This window comes from Alkalibacterium sp., from assembly GCF_046484155.1.
GTDB lineage: Bacteria > Bacillota > Bacilli > Lactobacillales > Carnobacteriaceae_A > Alkalibacterium.
This window is the reverse complement of the sequence record NZ_JAWOBT010000008.1, coordinates 1-20,459: the sequence shown is the minus strand read 5'-3', so window position 1 is coordinate 20,459 and position 20,459 is coordinate 1. Positions and strand designations below refer to the sequence as shown.

Below are 20,459 nucleotides of genomic sequence, written 5' to 3'. Positions count from 1 at the left end.
TTTTTCGCCGCATTTACATCACGGTCGTGGTGTGTGTCGCAGGACGGGCATGTCCATTCTCGAATGGCCAGCCCGTGTTTCCCGTCATCATGCCCGCAAGACGAACAGACCTGTGAGGTCTTGTATGGATCAACGACAATCAGTTCCTTGCCGTACTTCACGCACTTGTATTCCAGCATCCGACGGATCTCCCGCCAGGACTGAGCCGCAATACTGCGTGCCAGGTGATGATTTTTCATCAGGTTGGCGGTGCGCAAGTCTTCCAGTACAATGACATCAAAGTCCTGAACCAGTGCTGTCGTCAGCTTATGCAGGCGATCCGAACGCTGGTTCTTTTCTTTTTGAAACACTTTTGCACGCTGTTGTTTGGCCTTCTGGTAATTTTTGGCTTCAGACAAAGCAATGCCTTTCGTCTTCGCTAAACGTCCACGGCGAGCGACGCGCTGTTCCCAGTACGTTCGTTTCCCCGATAGGTGTTTATCGTATCGAATCGTAGCGACTTTATCCCCATTAGATAAAACCATTAAATCAGCCACACCCATATCGATCCCAACAGTCTGGCCTGTATGAGTGGCGAAGACTTGGCTTTCGTCTTCCACAAGCAAACTGCACGCGAATGTACCTGATGAGGTGAATGTAATGGTGGCTTTTTTGATTCTGCCGTTGATCTTTCGACCACAACGGAAAGGCACGAACCCGATTTTAGGTAGTCGAAGGTACCCGTTCTCGTAACGAATGGCGTTATTGACGCTCTTTGCGGTATAAGATTGTCGGGCATGGTGTTTGGCTTTGAATCGTGGGTGCTTGAAGTGTCCCTTGTTCGTGAAAAACTTTTTGAATGCCCCCGTTAAATCTGTTGAGACCTGTTGGAGGCTGGTGGAATCCGACACCTTTAAAAAGGCATACTCCCGTTTCAGTGTGGGGAGGAGAATGTTCAGGTCGTACTCGCTCAACGTGGGCAGTGTGGGGTTGCTTTCATACCGTTCGTTCCACATGCCTAAAAATTGATTCCACACAAAACGGGCATTGCCGATGTTCTGCATGACTTGCGCTTGTTGGTCTGGTTTCAGGGTTAACTTGCCTTTAATGCCGATTAACATAGAGCGTTGTCCCCTCTTTATATGGTATACTTATTATATCACATATGAAGCTAAAAAAACTATTTAAGCTCTTGATTAAAGCCGATGGAGGGATACAGATGTATACAAAAACACGCACCAATGTTTACCGCACGACCTACCATCTGGTCTGGGTGACAAAATACCGCAAAGCCATCTTCACGACACCCGAACGCCGTCAGGCAATGACGGCGTTCCTGCACGCGATAGCCGAAAATAACGACATCGCCATACTGGAGAGTGAAGTTGTGGACGACCACGTTCATTTAGTCGTGTCCTTCCCACCGAACAAGTCCATCAGTTCAGTGATGAAGGCATTAAAGGGCGCTTCTGCAAGGGATTGGTTCAAGCAGTTCCCCGATACAAAAAAGGAACTATGGAAAGGCTCGTTATGGTCTCACAGTTACTTTGTCAGTACCGTTGGCGATGTATCCAAAGAGGTCGTCATGCAATATGTACAAAACCAATTAAAGGAATTCAATAGCGGGCGTTCGAGACGCGATTCATCCCCCGGTTGAAACCAGAGGTTTTCTCGCTAACGCCCCTTATAAATTCACATTTAGAGAAACCTTGTTCAGAACACATTCCTCATCATCATAAACTTTAACAAATCTTATTTCTCTCGCGTCCCAATACGTCAAATCACTAAAATCATAATTGTTTTTTCTTAAAACGACATCTAAAGGACAGTCGATTTCGTCATCAGCATTGTGGATAACATCCTGATTTTCAACCTCTAATTCAACTGTCTTATCTTTGCATTCGATTATATACCGGTACTGAATCGTTGATGTCAGCACAGACTGACTTTCTTTACTATGAGACATATTAACACTCTCCAATTAGCACAAATTTAACGCGATTTAACAATTTAATCTTAAAACTATAATATATTTAACTTTTTAATTATATAATACATGTTATTTATAACATAATTTTATATCAGACACAAAAAAAAGTATAGGCACTTACCTCTTTTTGTTATTTAAAAATAGGTAAGTGTCATAGATTAGTCACAATAGGAACAACGATAAAAGCATATTAGAACCAAGTGAACAAAAAAAGGGCAAAGCATCTAAGCTTTGCCCTAATAAAGTATTCTTACTGATGTTGTGATAATTTAGCTAAGATTTGTTCTTTGTTGTGGTAGCCGATCAATTTATCTACGACTTCTCCATCTTTAGTTACGAGTAATGTTGGAATGCTCATGATTCCAAATTTACTTGGAGTTGCCTGGTTTGCGTCTACATCCATTTTGAAGTAGTTCACGTTACCGTTAGATTCTTCATTCAATTCGTCAATAACAGGTGATTGCATGCGACAAGGTCCACACCATGTTGCCCAAAAGTCTGTTAATGCTAAACCTGAACCTGTTTCTTGGTCAAAATTCTTATCAGTTAATTCTCTTACCATTCTGAATTCCTCCTATTAATTAACTTACTTATTAAAAGTAAGTTACTCGTTACAATGATTAGTATATCAAATTCTTATATTCTTGTCTACCATAGACTATTAATTTATTTAAATGTGACGATCGTTGCACCGTTTCCGCCCTGGTTCGCTGGTGCATCACTAAACTCTTTGACTTGCGAGTGTTTTTTCAAGAATTGCTGGACGCCTTTTCTTACTGCACCTGTCCCCATACCGTGAATGATCGTCACTTTCGGATAATTGGCGAGTAAGGCTTGATCCAAGTATTGATCCACTTTGTTCAATGCTTCTTCAACCCGCTCTCCTCTGACATCTATTTCAGTCGATACGCCAGCGCTCGAAGAACGTCTGATGGATATGCCTTGCTTGGGTTCTTTTTCCCGCATTATCTGAACCAGATCCGATTCAGGCAGTTTCATTTTCAGCATCCCCATTTGAACAACCCAGTGGCTTTTATCTGCCTGTTCAACTAGGATCCCTTTTTGACCGAACGACTGTACTTCAACACTGTCGCCAACCTTTAACGCTTTTTTCTGTTTCTGTTTCTGCAGGACCTTATTTTTCTTCAGGCTCTCTTCTTCTGTCTTAAGGTGTGATAAACGCGATTGGACATCAATAAATTCGTGTTCTTTAAGCGGTTCTCCCGTATGTCCTTCGAGTTGTTTTTGTCTCAAGTCTTTAATGATCGCCTCTGCTTCTTGCTTTTTCTTTTCTAAATAGGTATTAGCTTGAGTTTCTGCTTTTTTACGTAACTGTTCTTTTTCATCCTGATAAGCTTTATACTCTGCTTCAAGCTCTCGATGCAATCGCTCTACATCTTTAAGTTTTCTGGTCGCTTTACCAGCTTCACTGTCCGCCTGTTTGCGCTTGCTTTCCAGATCTTCAATCATCTGGTCCACACTCTGACTTTCGCCACTCATCAATTGTTTGGCAGATTCAATGATCATCGAATCCAGACCCAAACGCCTAGCAATCTCAAACGCATTACTTCTTCCCGGGATACCGATGAGCAAGCGATACGTTGGGCTGAGTGTATCGACATCAAATTCCATACTGGCATTGATAGTTTCCGGCCGATTATACCCATAGGCTTTCAGTTCCGGATAATGCGAGGTGATCATGACGTAACTGCCGCTTTGAGCTATCGCATCAAGTATAGCAATCGCCAAAGCTGCTCCTTCCTGAGGATCCGTTCCGGCACCCAATTCATCCAGTAAAATAAGACTCTTGTCATCCATCTGTTTTAAAATATTGACGATCTTTGTTAAATGCGATGAGAACGTAGACAGACTCTGTTCGATAGATTGTTCGTCACCGATATCCGCATAAACGCTTGAGAAGATGCCCATAGTACTGCCTTCTTCTGCCGGAATAAACAACCCTGACTGACCCATCAACTGGAGTAGGCCCAGCGTTTTCAAGGCCACTGTTTTCCCACCCGTATTGGGTCCGGTGACGATCATGGTCTTATATTCTTCTCCAATAATGATATCGTTAGGTACAACTTCATCATCAGCAAGCAAAGGATGTCGCGCCTGATATAACTCGACATGATTATCCGTACTTATTCTTGGTTTGACGGCCTTGATTGCTTTCGCAAAGCGTCCCTTGGCTTGAATCACATCGAGTTCAACCAGTAGTCTCAGGTGTTCTTCCAAATCTTCCCGGTAAGGTTCGATTTCCACGGTCAATTCAGCTAAAATGCGTTCCACTTCATACTTTTCTTCTACTTGATACTGGCGCAGGCGATTATTTAAATCGACGACACTTTGGGGTTCAACAAAAAGCGTTTGGCCCGTCGAACTCTGATCATGGATAACGCCGCCAAAAACGGACCGATTCTCTGCCTTTACAGGAATAACATAACGGTCATTTCGCATTGTGATCAGCGCATCCGATAGAAACCGCGATTGAGGGCCTCTGACAATACTTTCAAGTTTTTGACGTGCACGGCTTTCTGTCTGTTTAATGCCGTCTCTTAACCCTTTCAGCTTCGAGCTGGCATCATCCAAAACGTAGCCACCTTCGTCCACGATATTAAATATTTTTTTCTCCAAAGCATTAAATGTTTCCAATTTATTGATTTTTTCGTATAACCGGTGCAGAGGAATGTCTTCTTCTTCCGCTTTTCTGAAAAACGTCTTGATTTCTCTCAGCGTTCTCAGTAGGCGACCAATTTGAGCAACCTCAGTACCGTTCAAACTGCCATGAACCCGGACACGTTTCAAGTGAGGACGGATGTCTTCAAAAGCAGCCAATGGAATGCCGCCTCTTAGACGCATCAACAAAGCCGCATCTTCCGTCTCCTCTAATTGTTCCAGGATGATGTCTTTGTTATTAGACGGTTTGATGGTTCTGACTTTTTCTTTCCCCAGTTTCGATACTGTCTGTTCGCTTAATTTAATGATTACTTTTTCATATTCCAACGTCTTGAATGAAGATTGAAATGTTTCCGTCATACTTTCTCTCCTTAAAGGGTTCGCTCTTACAACTCTACAAAAAAGGTTGATTGAAAGGCATCATACTGATGTTTTTCCTTCAATCAACACTCCTTAAGATTATCTGATTTTATTCTTCCATCCCCTGTAAAATCCACCAGTCATACACTTGTTGTGACATTGCCGGTGTGTCCGTGACGATTTCTCTCGCCAGTGCGCTTGATTCAAACTGGTTTTGAATGAGAGCTATGGGCATCATTGAAAGAACAAAAAGGACAAAGAATATCCCAATGTAATGTACAACAAAGCTCAATGCCGCTCCGCCAAATGAGTTGACTGTACGAACCACTGGCAAGTCTGCCAACGCCTGGAACAAGCCACCTAGAAGCCGAGTGACCAGCCAACCGGTAAATAATAACAAGACAAATGAGACGCCCTGATAAAAAGCCCCGTCTAATTCGAATAGGAAATCAATACTGTAAAGTACAAAAGGGTTCTCTGAAGTAGATAGGGGTGAAGGATACGGAACAAACATTTTTACATATTCAGTGAGCCTTTGATAATAGTTCAAAGCAACCCAGAACGAGACAGCATACCCGATCGTTAATACGAGCTGCAGGACCAAGCCTCTTCGCGCTCCGCTATAAAGTGATAATAGTAATAAAAAGATGATAATTCCTGTTAGCAGCATACTTTTCTCCTTATTTACTACAGTTAGTTTTCTAAATCTTGCTCTAACTGTTCATATTTTTCTTTCAGTTGTTCCAGTTCATATCGCATCGTTAATTGATCCGATACCGCATTGATCGCCAGTAAGATGGCTCTTTTTTCTTTATCCAGACCTTTTGTTAATTCTTTTAGTTGGCTTAATTGTTCATCCACTGTCTCTGCGACGACGCGCATATGTTTTTCAGGCTTTGAACCAACAATAGTGTACGTTTCTCCATCTATGGTTGCTTTATATCTTCGCTTCCCTTCGGACATGACACAGCCCCCTCGCTTCTCAAATTCTTTATTATAATAACACGAATTCGTTCAGAGTGCATTACTTCCAGCTTTTTTTATACTGTTTTCCGTGAATAATAAAGATCGTTTATGTGAAAAAACAGAGTAGACGGATATCTACTCTGAAAAATTTCTATGTTTTCAAGTGAAGCCTACTCTAGTTTGTTTGTTATCTGATTTCTGCATCGAAGTGTTTAACTAGGGCTTCTTTCACTTGTTCGAAGTCTTTAGTTACCTCTTCTTCCTTTAATGTTGCTTCCGGGTTCAGGTAGGCCAGGCTATACGCCATTGATTTTTTCCCCTGCTCAATGTTTTCGCCCTGATATAAATCAAAGAGTCGAATAGATTTCAACCATTTCCCGCCGTTTTCTTTCATCACAGAAAGGATCGTGTCATGCAACACGGTCTCGTCCACAATAAACGCGACATCCCGTGATGTTCCCGGATATTTTGGAATAGTGGAATAGATCAAGGCTTTCTTGTCGTTATCCAGTAAATCATCCATATTGATTTCAAACAAATAAGTTTCTTTCAGATCGCGTTCATCCGCGAGAGTTGGGTGTAACTGTCCGATGACACCGACGACCTTATCTCTCCACTTGATCTCAGCTGTGCGTCCTGGGTGAAGCTCGGCATAGGCCTGTGTCGGTTCGTAGCTGATCTCTTCAGATACACCGATCACTTCAAACCATTCGTCCACGATGCCTTTAACAGCATAAAAATCCACCGTCTGCTCGTCTTCCTGCCAGTTTGCTTCTATGCGTGATCCGGTTAGGGCTCCTGAGACGTGTGTCACTTCTTGTGGCAATTTCGAATCTGCAACGGGATAGAACACCCGACCGATTTCATAAAAGCTGACATGTCTGTTTTGTCGCGCAACATTATACTGGACATTATCCAGTAAACCGCTCAGTAAACTTTTGCGTAAGGCCTGATGTTCGGCACTCATTGGCCAATCCAATTTTACCGGCTCGCCTTCGACACGTGAGAATGCCTGAGCTTTTGTGTTTGTCGTTAAAGCGTAACTGATTGCCTGAGACAACCCTGCGCCTTCCATGAAGTGACGCGTTTCACGGACCCGCTGCTGTTTGTGCGTTAATTCTCCTGGCACAGATTCGCTTTGTGGAAGTGTCGCCGGTAATTTGTTATACCCGTGTAATCGAGCCACTTCTTCAATAATATCTGCTTCGATCTCGATATCCCAGCGTCTTGGTGGAACGATGACTGTTAGTGTTTGAGCGGCTGTTTGACTGTCAAAGCCTAAACGGTTCATCAAGTTTACCACCTCATCAAGTGATAGATCTGTTCCCAGCGTTTGATTGATTTTAGCGAGTGTGATGGTTACTTTTTTATCTTCCGGCTGAATGGCTTCGACACGTGCCACACCACTGACGACTTCCCCATTGCCAAGTTCTGCGATCAGTTGAGCCGCATGATCCAGCGCTTTTTCAATGGTTGCTATATTGAGTCCTTTTTCGAAACGTGAACTCGCTTCACTTCTCAAATTGAGTGCTTGCGCCGTTTTTCTGATGATACTTGATTCGAACAAGGCTGATTCAAGAGCGATCGTACTTGTCTCACTTGTGACGTGGGTATTCTCGCCACCCATGACACCTGCTAAAGCGACCGGCTCGTCACCGTTCGTGATGACCAGGTTGTCCGGACTAAGCTGACGCTCCTGCCCATCTAGCGTCACCAGTGTTTCGCCTTGCGCCGCTCTTCTAACAGTGATTGTTTTAGAATCTAAGGCATCGTAATCAAAAGCATGCAGCGGTTGTCCGTACTCCAGCATGATGTAATTCGTTACGTCAACGACGGCATCGATGGGACGGATGCCTGCATGCATCAGTTTACGCTGCAGCCATAGCGGACTTTCTTTCACGGTGACTTCTTTGATCACACGCATCTTGTATACGGGTGCATCCTTTGCATCGTCAACTGAGACATCGATATAATCGCTGATATCTGCAGAATCGTCTTCCAAAACAGTGACCTCTTTGAAGTCAGGTTGCTGCGAAAGGATGGCTCCGACCTCATAGCCTACCCCGCGCATACTCAGAGCGTCGGCACGGTTCGGCGTAATATCCAGTTCAATAAAGGTGTCATCCAGACCAATATAAGGTAAGACATTGGTACCGATCTCCGCATCGTCTGGCAGGACATAAATGCCGTCTTCGACTTTCTTCGGTACGACTGAATCAGAAAAGCCTAATTCCTGCAAGCTGCAGATCATGCCATTCGATACGACGCCTCTTAATTTGCTCTTTTTAATTTTCAATCCATTAGGTAAGGTTGCACCCGGTAAAGCGACAATGACCTTTTGTCCAGCTTTAACGTTAGGCGCACCACAAACGATCTGCGCGTGTTCTCCCAGATCGACATCGACCGTCGTCAGGTTCAGATGATCTGAATCTGCCATTTGTTCACTTGTCAGCACTTTGCCGACGACAAAGTTTTCTAAATCGATCGAAGGCATACTCACTCCATCCACTTCGATCCCAGTTAAGGTGATCTGGTCTGCCAATTCTATTGGAGAAATACCGTTTAAATCTAAATATTCACTTAACCACTTGACTGATACTCTCATGCTATCCTACCCCTTCCTTTTAAATTGTTCCAAGAATCGCTGATCATTTAAATAGAAATTACGAATGTCATCCACGCCATATTTCAGCATCGCGATACGGTCAGGGCCTAATCCGAAAGCAAATCCGCCATATTTCGAAGAATCTACACCAGACATCTCCAGTACATGGGGATGCGTCATGCCGGCACCTAAAATTTCGATCCAACCGGTTTGTTTGCAGACATTACATCCTTTACCTCCGCATTTGAAACAGGACACATCGACTTCAACAGACGGTTCTGTAAACGGAAAATAGCTTGGACGCAGACGGATTTCTCTTTCTTCACCAAACATTTTCTTAGCTAAAAGTTCCAGCGTCCCTTTTAAATCTGCCATGGTAATGTTTTCGTCAATAACCATGCCTTCGATCTGATGGAACTGATGGGAGTGCGTCGCGTCATCGGTATCGCGACGATAGACTTTACCCGGACTGATCATTTTAAGTGGTCCTTTTGAGAAATCATGATTCTCTAGCGTTCGTGCCTGGATCGGTGACGTGTGTGTACGCAGTAAGACATCTGACGTGATATAAAAGGTGTCCTGCATATCACGGGCTGGATGATTCTGCGGTAAGTTGACACGTTCAAAGTTGTAATAATCCGTTTCTACTTCTGTTCCTTCAATCACCTGATAACCCATGCCTAAAAACAAATCTTCGATGTCTTCCATGATTTGAGTCAATACATGTGTTTGACCGGTTTTCACTTGTCTACCCGGCAGAGTGACATCAATAGCTTCTTCAGCGAGTTGTTTTTCCAGCGCTTCTTTTTCCAGGCTGGTTTTCTTTTCAGACAAAACAGCGGTGATTTCGTCACGCACGTCATTCGCTTTTTTGCCTAACACAGGACGCTGTTCAGAGGAGACGTCTTTCATGCCTTTTAAGACACCTGTGACTTCACCTTTTTTACCTAAGTATTTGACGCGCAAGCTTTCGATTTCTTTTAATTCAGACGCGCTGCTCACTTCTTCTTTTGCGTTTTCCAGCAGTGTCGTTAATTTCTTTTCCATTTCCATCGTCATGCTCCTTTATTTAAAATATGACTTTTTGTCTGATGATTTTTTAAAACAAAATAAAAAACCCCGTCCCAATAGAGGGACGAGGTCAACACGCGGTACCACCCTTGTTCAAAAGTTTCCTTTTGCACTTTTGCATAACGGCGCATACCGAGATTAAAGGTTAATCTACATACTTATTTGCCCAGTTCGGACCGAGCAAATAAGTGATGAAAGTGAACTTCCTCAGACGATTCAATCGATGTTTTCAGCCAGGACATCGTTCTCTAGTAGTGTTTCGTCAGAGTACTCTTTTTCATCTGTTGTTTTAGTCTATTTCGCAAACCCATAAGTCTGCCCAATGTTGTACTTCGATCATAACTTTTTTTAAGTCTTTGCCTTTTTCAGTTAAACAATACCCTGATTTCATATCACAGGAATCGTCCAGGTTTTTGGTTACGATCTCTTCTTTTTCAAGTTCTTTGAGACGTTCGACTAATACACGATCACTGACGCCAGATATTGACTGTGACAAGTCTTTAAATCGACGAGGTCCATCCAACAATACATCAATAATCAATCCTGTCCATTTTTTACCTAAGATGGTAAAGGTCTGTTCAAACTTGGGACAAATGACTTTGTCTTGGAGTGTATCTGTCGTAGACATTTCTATCATATGCTGTCACCTCTACTTTCACACCTGTTATTATACCACTAACAGTCATGAAATGGTACGTCTCACCTATAATTTAAAAAAATACCGTTTTTGTTCACATTCTAAAGAAACTCTATAAGCATTGTAGCGATCGTAAAGTAAATGATCAAACTGAGCGAGTCATTTATCGTTGTTATAAAAGGCCCTGAAGCAATGGCCGGATCAATATTAAACTTGTCGATGATCGTCGGAATGGTCGTTCCGATCACGGTAGCCATACTGACCGTAATAAACATGGACACCGCAATGATGAAGGCTAGCACGGCATTTCCGTAAATAACCACTACGATAGCAATCATGACTATTCCGGCAATTAAACCCATTATCATTCCGGCACCTAATTCGTTTTTTATGGTCTGAATGAAACTCTCTTTATCGCGGTCATCATCAATATTCAAATTACGTACAGCGACGGCCAAAGACTGGGTGCCCACATTACCGGCGGTACCCATCATGATCGGCATGAAGGCTGCCAATAAGACAACGGACTCCAATGTTTCTTCAAAAATACCAATGAGCCCGCCTGTGATCATCCCCAAAAACAACAGGATAACGATCCAGGGAATTCTAGACTTGGCGGTAGATAAAGGTGAGGTTTTACGACGGTCTTCATCCCCACGACTGATCGCAGCAAATTCATTGAAGTCTTCTGTTGTTTCTTCTTCGATAACATCCATTACGTCATCGACTGTGACGATTCCCTGCATTCTTCCATCATGATCTAATACTGGAATAGCCAGTAAATCATAATCTTGAATGATACGTGCGACTTGTTCCTGGTCATCACCGATATTGACAGATACAACTTGTGTGAACATAATATTTGCGACTGTTTCATTTTCCGGGGAAAGCAGTAGGTCTCTTAGTGACAATACTCCCACTAAGCGGTCATTATCATCGATGACATATAAATAATAAATCGTTTCCGCTTCGCTGCCAATTTCTCTCAAATTCTTGATTACTTCAGACATCGACTGTTTGTGATGGATAGCGATGAATTCCTTCGTCATTATAGACCCGGCAGTTTCAGGTTCGTAGGATAGCAGCTCCTTGACACGCTTGCTTTCCTCGTCATCCATCATAGCTAATAGTGTCTGATTGTCCGTTTCTTCACTTTCAGAAAGAAAACGCGCCACATCATCAGCAGCCATGAAGTTAAAGACTTCGGCCATATATTCATCAGGCAGATACTGTACAGCGGCTTCCTGGTCTTCTGTTTCCATCCATTCAAAAATCTCTGCAAATTCTTCAGGCGTTAAAAATTCAGAGATTTTACGTTTCTTATCAGGATAAAGCAGATGGAAAACTTCGTGCTGGTCACGATCATGCAATCTTAAAAACAGATCTCTGAAAGCCTGCTTATCATTTTCTTTCGCTGCTTTAAAAATATGTTCATATGTTTTCTGTTTATTGCTTTTCACTAGTTTCATAGTCATAACACCCTTCTTCTATCTGGTTTGGCGATGGTCCGTTTTTAATTGATCGCTCATTGTTTTTCATCGCTTTCGATAAGGGAACAGCATCCATTCGCCTCACCTCCATTTTCTTAAAATTTGTAACAAGAAGGTTTGTTTTGAAAAAAATCAATATAAACTCGAGATCGTTTATAAATTTACAGATAAAAAAACACGCTTATTTGAGCGTGTTAAGAACATGAACGTCAAGTCATCTCCAAAAACACCTCTGTCGTTGAGCTTTAGCTTCATATGGCATAGAGAATAATCCTCAGCTACGTTAAAAATCCCCTTCATCCGAAAATTTTTGCTGACCCGTTGGTGTCTTTAGACATTTCTGGGCAGTAGCTTGTCTCCATATGGTAGCCTCACCTAACAAGGTTACGGTTATCTATCATTCTTATCATAACGAATCTTATATAGTCAATCAAGCAATAGTTCCCATTTGATGCTCTCAATTTTTCAAAATAATCCAATATTAAGTAGAGAGCGTTATCTTTGAAGCCAATGCAAAGAGTGCTTATACTAAATAGGTAAGGACGCCCGATCGAGGCTAGTTTATCTAGGAGGGATAACATGAATAAGAAAAATCTGGTTATACTGTTTCTGGCTACAACCACTTTAGCGGCGTGTACCTCAGATGATGAAGTCGGGGAAACCGAAACATTAGATCCAATCGAAGAAGAAGCAGCCATAGAAGATGAACCGGGCGAAGCCGTCGTAACAGATGAAGAACTGGCTCCCATCAGTGAGGAAGAATTAGAACAAGCAGAAGCTATTGATGACTTGGATCAATACGCAGAATTTGCTGAACAGGATGTTTTCGACCCAACGGGTTATGACGCCTATTTAATTACGGATAACGGAACGACCCGAGTCATTCTATTCCAGGATGGAGATGAGCAGGTCTTCAAATCTATTTATATCGAAGAGGATAACCGTTTGAAAATCATAGATTTACGGAACAACGAACTGCTTCTCAATTCTCCATTATGATCCTTCCCTAGTTACATCAGGAAGGATGCTTATATCTAAAAGAAAATAAAAAATCAAAACCCGACAACCGAAAAAAACTATTTGATTGCTGATGACCAGAAAGCTGGAGCCTGGGTCTTAATTTAAGTAGAAAGTGGTCCATGTCGTCCCGACGCTAAAATAAGAACCACGAAGAATCTCATTATTCTTCGTGGTTCTACGTTATTAGAGAACAATAACGGCTTTTATTCCGCTTATTGACGAGAAAGGTCGACCCATATAGAATTCAATTCTGAGCCTGCCGTTTAAGAATCGATATGACTAGCTCAGCTTCCTTTTGGTTTTGAGTCTGTCATCTTGCTCTTGAAATGACGGACTCAGCTTCCTTTTCATTTTGAGTCTGTCATCTTGCTCTTGAAATGACGGACTCAGCTTCCTTTTCGTTTTGAGTCTGTCACTTTGCTCTTGAAATGACGGACTCAGCTTCCTTTTCATTTTGAGTCTGTCTTTTTCGAGGGTAGTCTAGATGACTAACACAAACGGCTCTTATTTTCTTCTTTACCACGTTTAAACCCTTAATAATAGAAAAAAGCTGTTTCCATTTATGTTCAACCACCAAACATAATTAGAAACAGCTTTTATTAATAGAACAGTTTATAGGAAAATTAAGCGTGTACTACTCTTAATTTCATACGCCACTCTGATATTTTCCCTTTAACCTTCATTCTAGCTGGTGTAGATACTTCATTGATTGAACAGTATTTGTCTACACACGTAACGACTAAACTCTCTTTATAACGCGGCATACCTATGCCCGTCGTCGTTAAGAACATATGCTTCAATATAATATCTTTTTCAAGTTCGCTTAATTCAGTTAAGCGTTCAGCATTTTTCACAGCAATTTTAGGATGGACAAAATTGTGTGATCCTACTTTCATCGAAGCAATTTCTTCCCTGCCTTCATGGAAAAAGTCGTGTAGTAATCCCGCTCTGGCAATGGCTCTCACGTTTAAGTTTAAGCGTTTAGCGATTTTATAACTCACGTAGGATACAAATAGCGAATGGATCAAACGCGTTGTATAGCGATGATGCGTGATCTCGTCTAATTTAAGTAAATCTTCATTTTCAAGTAGATCTTCGACTAACGTCATATAGTCTTTGTCATTTTCCCAAATTGAACGAACAAATTCCATGGAACGTCTCCTTTTTAATAATAATCAAGTGATAGTTAATGCAGTCATGTGTTTCGACTGTTCATAAGCTATCTTACTCCTCAAACAGGAAAAAGAAAAGGAAATATAGCTGTTTAAAAACGATTTCACGGTAATTGTGACAATATTGTTAAAAACGATATGTCACTCGTATAGACTAAACATCAGAATACTCGCTGCAATGGCAACATTTAATGACTCCGCCTGTCCTTTTATAGGAATATATAGGTTCTTGGTCGTTTGTTCCAATATATACGGGTCAACACCGTTCCCTTCATTACCCACAATCAATCCGAAACGATTCTGTGGTTCTATTGACCGGTAAGAAGCGGCGGTTCCATTTAGAGCAGTCCCATAAACGGGTATTCCCTTTTCTCTGAATGTGGCCATCCATTTTTCAATATCATCATGTATGATCGCCAGATGGAACTGACTTCCTTGTGCTGAACGAAGAGCTTTCGGATTATATAAATCAACTGAGCCGGTTCCAATGATGACTCCCTCAAACCCCGCTGCATCAGCTGTACGGATGAGTGTCCCTAGATTCCCCGGGTCTTGCACCTGATCCAGCATCAATACCGGTTTATCGCCCACGATTTTATCAGCTGACTCTTCACTTTTGATCACGGCTGTAATTCCCTGTTCAGTCACGGCATCGCTTAAAAGATCGGAAATCTCTTCTGTGACCAGAACGACGCTGACCTCTCTTATGTCCAGTAAGTCCGAATAATCTTCCAGCTTATCTTCCCGAATTAAAATCACTTCAATTTCGGCTTTTGCTCTCAGTGCTTCTTCTACTAAATGCAGGCCCTCGATCAAATATTTCCGCTGTCTCTTTCTTCCTTTTCTCGTCAGCAGTTTTTTCCACTCTTTGACTTGCTTGTTCTGTGTTGACTCAATCATTTCCATTATCTTTTTCCTCCAACTCTGATTCATCTTAATCTAGTATACATTAGACAGAAAAAGAGAGAAAGCAGCTTTGCTTTCTCTCCCTCTTAAATATTCAATTTAATTAATGTAGTTCATAGGGTTGACCGGTGTGCCGTTTTTATAAACAGTAAAGTGTAAGTGAACACCTGTGGAACGTCCGGTGGTTCCCATAATGCCTAGCTGTTGTCCTTGAGAAACGCTTTGTCCGGGAGCAACACTCAAATTAGGCTGCATGTGAGCGTACAATGTTTCAAAACCGTCACCATGGTCAACGATTACTCGGTAACCATATGTCCCAGAGTATGCAGCAGTAACAACGGTTCCTGCACGTGTTGCCCTAATTGGTCCCCCACCGGCAATATCTGTGCCATTATGGAAAGATTGAGCACCCGTCACTGGATGTATGCGATAACCAAAGGGTGATGTAAATCTGCCACTTGCCGGACGTAACCATCCGCTACTTGCTGGAGCAGCTGGAGCAGCGACAGATGAAGCATTGTTTGAAGAAGTTGCTGCTTCGGCTTTTTCATTAGCTGCTGCGGTTGCGGTTGCTACTGCTTTATTAGCTGCTGCTTTGACGCTTGCCGCTGCCTCTGCTGCTGCTTTAGCTTTTGCATCCGCTTCTTTTTGACGTTTTTCTTCAGCAATACGGATTGCTTCTTGTCTCGCACGTTCTTCTTCAATAATGCGTTGTTTTTCAGCTTTCATTTCATCATTTAAAGTACTTGTTCGTTCAGCGATGATTGCCTGTTCGTTAATGAAAGATTTTCTTTCGTCTGCATTCATGTCATATTTCTCTGCGATTTGAATGATCTTGTCATCTAACTCGACCCGTTGATTCACTAAATTGTTACGGCTAACTTCGAGTTGTGCTTTAACGTCTTCCATTTCTTCTTGCTCTAGCTTCACTTGTGCTTCTGTTTCTTCTAATGCCTTCTGGTCAGCAATCTGTGCTACCATAATATCCTGGTTTGCAGAAACTAATGTGTTGACGATATCGATACGTCCAATCAAATCCGATAAGCTCTCTGCTGACATTATTAAGTCTACAATATCAGAAGGGTTCGCGTTGGTCTGAACAGAACGCGCTTGTGATTCCAATTGTTCGTCGCGCTGATCGATCTGCTTTTGTAATTGAGCGATTTCTTTTTGCAATTGTTCGATCTCTTCTTTTATACGTTTTATTTCTTTTTCCTGTTCACTGATTTCAACAACGAGTTCATCGATGCTCGCTTGAAGTTCAATAACTTCTTCTTCCAGCTGCGCTTTTTCTTTTTCAAGTGACGCCATTTTTTCTTCGCGGGTTTGAATTTCGTTACCCACTTTTTGTGATTCGTCAGTTAATTCTTGTTGTTGGTTCTCTAAATCTTCTAATTTTTGAGAAGCATCTACTTCTGTTGGACGCATCAAAGGCCCCGCGAGTAATATTGATGCCATTGCTGTTACGATAAGTTTCTTATTCAATTCGAAAAACTCCTAATCCATTATTATTCAATCACAATGATTGGTTATTCATTATTGTTTAAGTATAATTTCAGTCTATAACTTATGTGTTTCAAGCACTGGAATCATCATATCATAGGAACTGATGATATAAGATTTAAATCCTGTGACAAAACAGACAGCCGTCTGTTACACAACTGTATTGTTTGAAGAAAAGATGACGAATCGTAACCTTCATAAACACCGGCATTAAGCCATTCATCTCATTTTTTTACTTTCACCTTCGAAAAAAACGTCTAAATATAGTGAACAAAAGGTGACAAAATCATTTTTGATTTGACAGTCTCTTTATACTATTTAAACTGTATAACCTAGTTATGGTTAAATTACCCATACATTTCAGGAGTCCTAAACGTGTTGAGTAAATCGTTTTCAAAATGAATATTATGCATTTTCTGTTATTTATCGATCATTTTCGCATTTAGACTTACAGTCGCTCTTTTAATTTGCTATTCTAGTTAAGGATAGAAAGGAAGATACTTATGGTCACATTTGAAGCCGTTGCCACACACAGCACATTGATTGATGAAAACGACTTTTTTAGTCACTATTATGATTCTGAAGCAAAATCCAGATATGATTCAAACTTTTTCCAATTAAAGTACTCCCCTACAAAAACGGAATTTGAATTGATAGAAACGATGCACTGGATCTTTTCAGAAGACAATAACTTGACTCATGTCAAATTCTATTGGCCTGAAAATCAAGGCATCCACCCTGATACACTAGATTATTTGAATCAGGAAGAGTATGGCTTGGAAAAATTAGAACTCTATTCCATTCACCCCGCTGCCTTCAATATTACTGCTAAAAATCCAGATATCAGCATCCAAGTCGTCACTTATGAAAACTTGGACGCCTTTAAAGCAATCAATTATATGGAAGATAAAATCATTTCAACTGCTTTTGCAGAGGCCAAGCAACCTTTTTATGATAAACTTTTTCAAGATGAATCGATTACTTTCTTGTTAGCCTACTACCAAGGAAAAGCTGCTGGTTCTTGTATAATGGTCGAGAGTACTGAAGGATTGGAATTAGATGATTTGTTCACACTCAAAGAATATCGTCTGAAAGGAGTAGCTAAAGCCTTGCTTGATTATATAATCAAGCAAGCTGCTTCCAAGCAAAAAATAGTATTCCTCGTTGCGGATGCAGAAGATTCACCAAAAGAGATGTATATAAAATCTGGGTTCAGCTATGAAGGCTTTCGTATCGGGGCTCAAAAAGCAATAAAAGGAGACGATTGAATGACTGAACACATCCGCCAATTGACAGTAGCCGATCTAGCGTATTATGAACAAATGCAGACGGGCCTAAACGATGACTACATGCTCCATGTCTTTGATCAAATAACGAGTGGAGCTGACTACTTGTATGGTTTGTTTGTATCAGACGAGCTTGTCGCTTTGTCAGGTTTCTCCCTGTTTAAAAACTATTACGCCATGCTCGGTCGTTTAAGGACAGATCAGCGTTATAGGAAAAGTGGCTATGGGACAAAAATAGTCGAATACAGTTTAGACCAGGCTCTTGCTCACCCGGAGGTTAAATGGATCGGGGCGAACACAGAACAGCACAATAAAGCCGCTCAAGCAGTGTTGAAGAAAGTGGGCTTACCTCCTGTCAAACTTCTCTATGCTGCTCAAGCGTCTACAGTAGAAAACCTTATGGCAGCGGATGTTGCTCCATGGAAGGAAGAAACAGATAAAAACACGAAAATGAACTGGATCAAACAAACGTATCTGCACCCCGCCTTTGATAAAAAAGTATTTCCTCTAGAAGCGTATTACCCTTTCCCAGTCAGCGAAAAAATGTTCGAAGATTCAATAGAGCAGTGGCATTTTTTTGAAAATGCAGCTAAAACGCGCTGCGTAATAATGTGGGAAGAGTTGAAAGGAACAAATTATCTCCATGTCGTCTATCCCTGGCATGATTTCATGGAGCAACCCGGTCTTTTCAATACGGTTCAACAGGAATTAAAAAAAGCCCAACAGAACGATAGCGAAACAACAATATGGTGGGATTTTTCTGAAACTGACGTGGCTCTTTTTCCCAAGAACCACCCATTCGAATTAGGTTCCCCATGGATATTACATGGTTTATCTAAAGAGGCACTCTTGACCGGTGACGTTTCAGATGCTATCAAGAGAGCGAATGAGCTCATTCAAAATGTTGAAGATGAGTTAAATGATTTAGAAAAAATACTTGCTCAAGAAGCAGACTCCATTGAAGCCATTGCTGATCAACTGAAAAACAATGAGGGATCGCCTTAGTTTTATAATTGGTCGTGTGGATGAGTTCTAACGAACTCATCCACACGATCTTTCTATATCAATATAAAAAGCCCTGGCCGCTAAGGTTTGATTTCCTTGCCGGCCAGGGCTATCTCTATTTACTTAGTGTGTTTCACAACTTTTTGTCGTCAACGGCTTCCAGCGCTTCGTCAATTGTTTTGATAACACGTTCCAATGAACCTTCTTCAAACGGTGAACGCAAGTTGGCTGCCTCAACGGTTTCCAGGAAGCTCTTCGTTCCGCCTGCTTCACAAATCGTCATATAGTCGCCCCACGCCTTGTCATCCTGGTCAACGATGGCACGTTCCCAGAACTGTAACGCACAGACTTGAGCAAGCGTATAATCAATATAGTAAAATGGTGAAGCGAAAATGTGACCCTGTCTGAACCAGTACGTTCCTTTATCCAGGAACTCACTTTCAGAGTAATCACGTTGTGGCAGGTATTGTTTCTCCAGTCTTCGCCAGCAGGCTTTACGTTCAGCCGGTGACCACTCGGGATTTTCATAGACTTCATGCTGAAAGTGATCGACCAGCACACCATAGGGCAGGAAGCGAATGGCACTGCTTAAGTGGTCAAACTTGTATTTTTCAGTCTGTTCTTTGAAGAACAGCTCCATCCAGGGGTATGTGAAGAATTCCATACTCATAGAGTGGATCTCACATGTCTCAAATGTCGGAAAGACGATTTCAGGCTGTTTGATCCAGCGAGACTGATACACCTGGAACGCATGCCCCGCTTCGTGTGTCAAGACATCAATATCTCCAGATGTACCGTTAAAGTTTGCAAAAATGAACGGTGACTGATAGTCAGGAATATACGTGCAGTATCCCCCACTCGCTTTCCCTTCTTTAGAAAGCAGGTCCACCAGCTCCTTGTCAAATAAGAAATCGATAAATTCAGCCGTCTGATCACTCAATTCATGATACATTTTACGGCCATTCTCAATAATATAATCCGGATCCCCTTGAGGAGTGGGGTTCCCATCTAAAAATTGTAAGGTTTCGTCATAGTGTTTCATCTCTTTGATGCCGATGCGTTCCGCTTGTCTCTCGGCTAATTTTTTCGTCACGGGTACAACATAATCCATTACCTGATCACGGTAAACTTCCACCATTTTCCGGTCGTAGTCAAAGCGTTTCATTCTGATATAACCCAGTTCAACAAAATCTTTATAGCCCAGTTTTCTAGCTATTTGATCTCTCACATTAACGAGTTCATCGTACATACTGTCCAATTTTTCTTCATTGTTTTCGAAGAAACTCGTTTGAGCGTCGGAAGCCTCTTTTCTAACTGTGCGATCTGTCGACTGTAAGTAAGGTCCAAATTGTGACAACGTTAATGTTTTCCCATCGAATTCGATTTCTGCAGAAGCGATGAGTTTTTGATAATCGCTGCTTAACTGGTTTTCTTTTTGTAATAGCTCAATGACCTTTGAATCAAATGAGTCCAATTCAAACTGCATATTCTGGATGAACGTACGTGGATAAGCTTCTTTCACTTCGTTCAAATAAGGCGAATCCATGATGGCTTTGTAATAAGCGATGCTCAATTCCTGGTAAAGTGGACCATACTCATTCCAATACTGATCTTCCAGTTCGTAAAACTCGTCTTTCGTGTTTATGGAGTAGCGAATGGAAGCAAGTGTCTCCATCGTTTCAAGTGAAGCAGAAAGTGCAGATATTTCATCGATCGTCTCTTTCATATCGTCTAGAGACTTGGCATTCTTAAGCTGTTCAACTAAATGCATAAAATCTTTTTTGTATAAA

At 41.6% G+C, this 20,459-nt stretch carries 18 protein-coding genes and 1 riboswitch; of the genes, 4 read left to right on the top strand and 14 right to left on the bottom strand.

Annotation, left to right across the window (positions count from 1 at the left end; genetic code table 11):
- On the bottom strand, positions 1 to 1,100 hold a 1,100-nt coding region (locus R6U02_RS00525), incomplete at its 3' end, for an RNA-guided endonuclease TnpB family protein (protein ID WP_410261692.1).
- 44 nt (positions 1,101 to 1,144) lie between these two features.
- Here R6U02_RS00525 and tnpA point away from each other — a divergent pair.
- Positions 1,145 to 1,636 carry an IS200/IS605 family transposase gene (gene tnpA / locus R6U02_RS00520; RefSeq protein ID WP_410261691.1) on the top strand — a complete coding sequence of 164 codons (492 nt, stop codon included), beginning with the start codon at positions 1,145 to 1,147 and terminating at the stop codon, positions 1,634 to 1,636.
- 27 nt (positions 1,637 to 1,663) lie between these two features.
- On the opposite strand, the gene R6U02_RS00515 is transcribed toward tnpA, so the two are convergent.
- The 9 genes from R6U02_RS00515 to mgtE all read right to left on the bottom strand — a co-directional run bounded on the left by R6U02_RS00515 (position 1,664) and on the right by mgtE (position 11,762).
- Positions 1,664 to 1,945 carry a hypothetical protein gene (locus R6U02_RS00515; RefSeq protein ID WP_410261690.1) on the bottom strand — a complete coding sequence of 94 codons (282 nt, stop codon included), beginning with the start codon at positions 1,943 to 1,945 and terminating at the stop codon, positions 1,664 to 1,666.
- A 274-nt stretch (positions 1,946 to 2,219) separates the two neighbouring features.
- Positions 2,220 to 2,531 (bottom strand): thioredoxin, encoded by a 312-nt coding sequence (gene trxA, locus R6U02_RS00510; protein ID WP_410261689.1) that lies wholly within the window; start codon positions 2,529 to 2,531, stop codon positions 2,220 to 2,222.
- A gap of 104 nt (positions 2,532 to 2,635) precedes the next feature.
- A complete protein-coding gene (locus tag R6U02_RS00505; RefSeq protein WP_410261688.1) occupies positions 2,636 to 5,008 on the bottom strand; it encodes an endonuclease MutS2 in 2,373 nt (790 codons plus the stop codon).
- Positions 5,009 to 5,117: 109 nt separating this feature from the next.
- Complete coding sequence (locus R6U02_RS00500) at positions 5,118 to 5,678, bottom strand: CvpA family protein (RefSeq protein ID WP_410261687.1); 561 nt, start codon at positions 5,676 to 5,678, stop codon at positions 5,118 to 5,120.
- A gap of 23 nt (positions 5,679 to 5,701) precedes the next feature.
- On the bottom strand, positions 5,702 to 5,971 hold the full coding sequence (locus R6U02_RS00495; RefSeq protein WP_410261686.1) for a cell division protein ZapA: 270 nt from the start codon (positions 5,969 to 5,971) through the stop codon (positions 5,702 to 5,704).
- A 190-nt stretch (positions 5,972 to 6,161) separates the two neighbouring features.
- On the bottom strand, positions 6,162 to 8,579 hold the full coding sequence (gene pheT, locus R6U02_RS00490; RefSeq protein ID WP_410261685.1) for a phenylalanine--tRNA ligase subunit beta: 2,418 nt from the start codon (positions 8,577 to 8,579) through the stop codon (positions 6,162 to 6,164).
- 6 nt (positions 8,580 to 8,585) lie between these two features.
- The gene (pheS, locus tag R6U02_RS00485; protein WP_410261684.1) at positions 8,586 to 9,632 is read right to left on the bottom strand and encodes a phenylalanine--tRNA ligase subunit alpha; all 1,047 of its coding nucleotides are present in this window, start codon (positions 9,630 to 9,632) and stop codon (positions 8,586 to 8,588) included.
- Positions 9,633 to 9,939: 307 nt separating this feature from the next.
- A complete protein-coding gene (locus tag R6U02_RS00480) occupies positions 9,940 to 10,287 on the bottom strand; it encodes a winged helix-turn-helix transcriptional regulator (RefSeq protein WP_410261683.1) in 348 nt (115 codons plus the stop codon).
- Between the two features lie 101 nt (positions 10,288 to 10,388).
- A complete protein-coding gene (gene mgtE, locus R6U02_RS00475) occupies positions 10,389 to 11,762 on the bottom strand; it encodes a magnesium transporter (protein WP_410261682.1) in 1,374 nt (457 codons plus the stop codon).
- A 238-nt stretch (positions 11,763 to 12,000) separates the two neighbouring features.
- Positions 12,001 to 12,167: riboswitch (M-box (ykoK) riboswitch) on the bottom strand.
- A 189-nt stretch (positions 12,168 to 12,356) separates the two neighbouring features.
- Between mgtE and R6U02_RS00470 the strand changes: the two genes are divergently transcribed.
- The gene (locus R6U02_RS00470) at positions 12,357 to 12,776 is read left to right on the top strand and encodes a hypothetical protein (RefSeq protein ID WP_410261681.1); all 420 of its coding nucleotides are present in this window, start codon (positions 12,357 to 12,359) and stop codon (positions 12,774 to 12,776) included.
- 644 nt (positions 12,777 to 13,420) lie between these two features.
- On the opposite strand, the gene R6U02_RS00465 is transcribed toward R6U02_RS00470, so the two are convergent.
- The 3 genes from R6U02_RS00465 to R6U02_RS00455 all read right to left on the bottom strand — a co-directional run bounded on the left by R6U02_RS00465 (position 13,421) and on the right by R6U02_RS00455 (position 16,360).
- Positions 13,421 to 13,948, bottom strand: coding sequence for an HD domain-containing protein (locus R6U02_RS00465; RefSeq protein WP_410261680.1), 528 nt, complete (start codon positions 13,946 to 13,948; stop codon positions 13,421 to 13,423).
- Positions 13,949 to 14,110: 162 nt separating this feature from the next.
- On the bottom strand, positions 14,111 to 14,875 hold the full coding sequence (locus R6U02_RS00460) for a TrmH family RNA methyltransferase (protein WP_410261679.1): 765 nt from the start codon (positions 14,873 to 14,875) through the stop codon (positions 14,111 to 14,113).
- A gap of 99 nt (positions 14,876 to 14,974) precedes the next feature.
- Positions 14,975 to 16,360, bottom strand: coding sequence for a peptidoglycan DD-metalloendopeptidase family protein (locus tag R6U02_RS00455; protein WP_410261678.1), 1,386 nt, complete (start codon positions 16,358 to 16,360; stop codon positions 14,975 to 14,977).
- A gap of 521 nt (positions 16,361 to 16,881) precedes the next feature.
- On the opposite strand from R6U02_RS00455, the gene R6U02_RS00450 reads away from it, so the two are divergent.
- A complete protein-coding gene (locus R6U02_RS00450) occupies positions 16,882 to 17,646 on the top strand; it encodes a GNAT family N-acetyltransferase (RefSeq protein ID WP_410261677.1) in 765 nt (254 codons plus the stop codon).
- On the top strand, positions 17,647 to 18,669 hold the full coding sequence (locus R6U02_RS00445; RefSeq protein ID WP_410261676.1) for a GNAT family N-acetyltransferase: 1,023 nt from the start codon (positions 17,647 to 17,649) through the stop codon (positions 18,667 to 18,669).
- Positions 18,670 to 18,802: 133 nt separating this feature from the next.
- Here the strand turns inward: R6U02_RS00445 and R6U02_RS00440 are convergent.
- Positions 18,803 to 20,459 (bottom strand): M3 family oligoendopeptidase (locus tag R6U02_RS00440; RefSeq protein WP_410261675.1); only part of this gene is annotated, 1,657 nt, incomplete at its 5' end.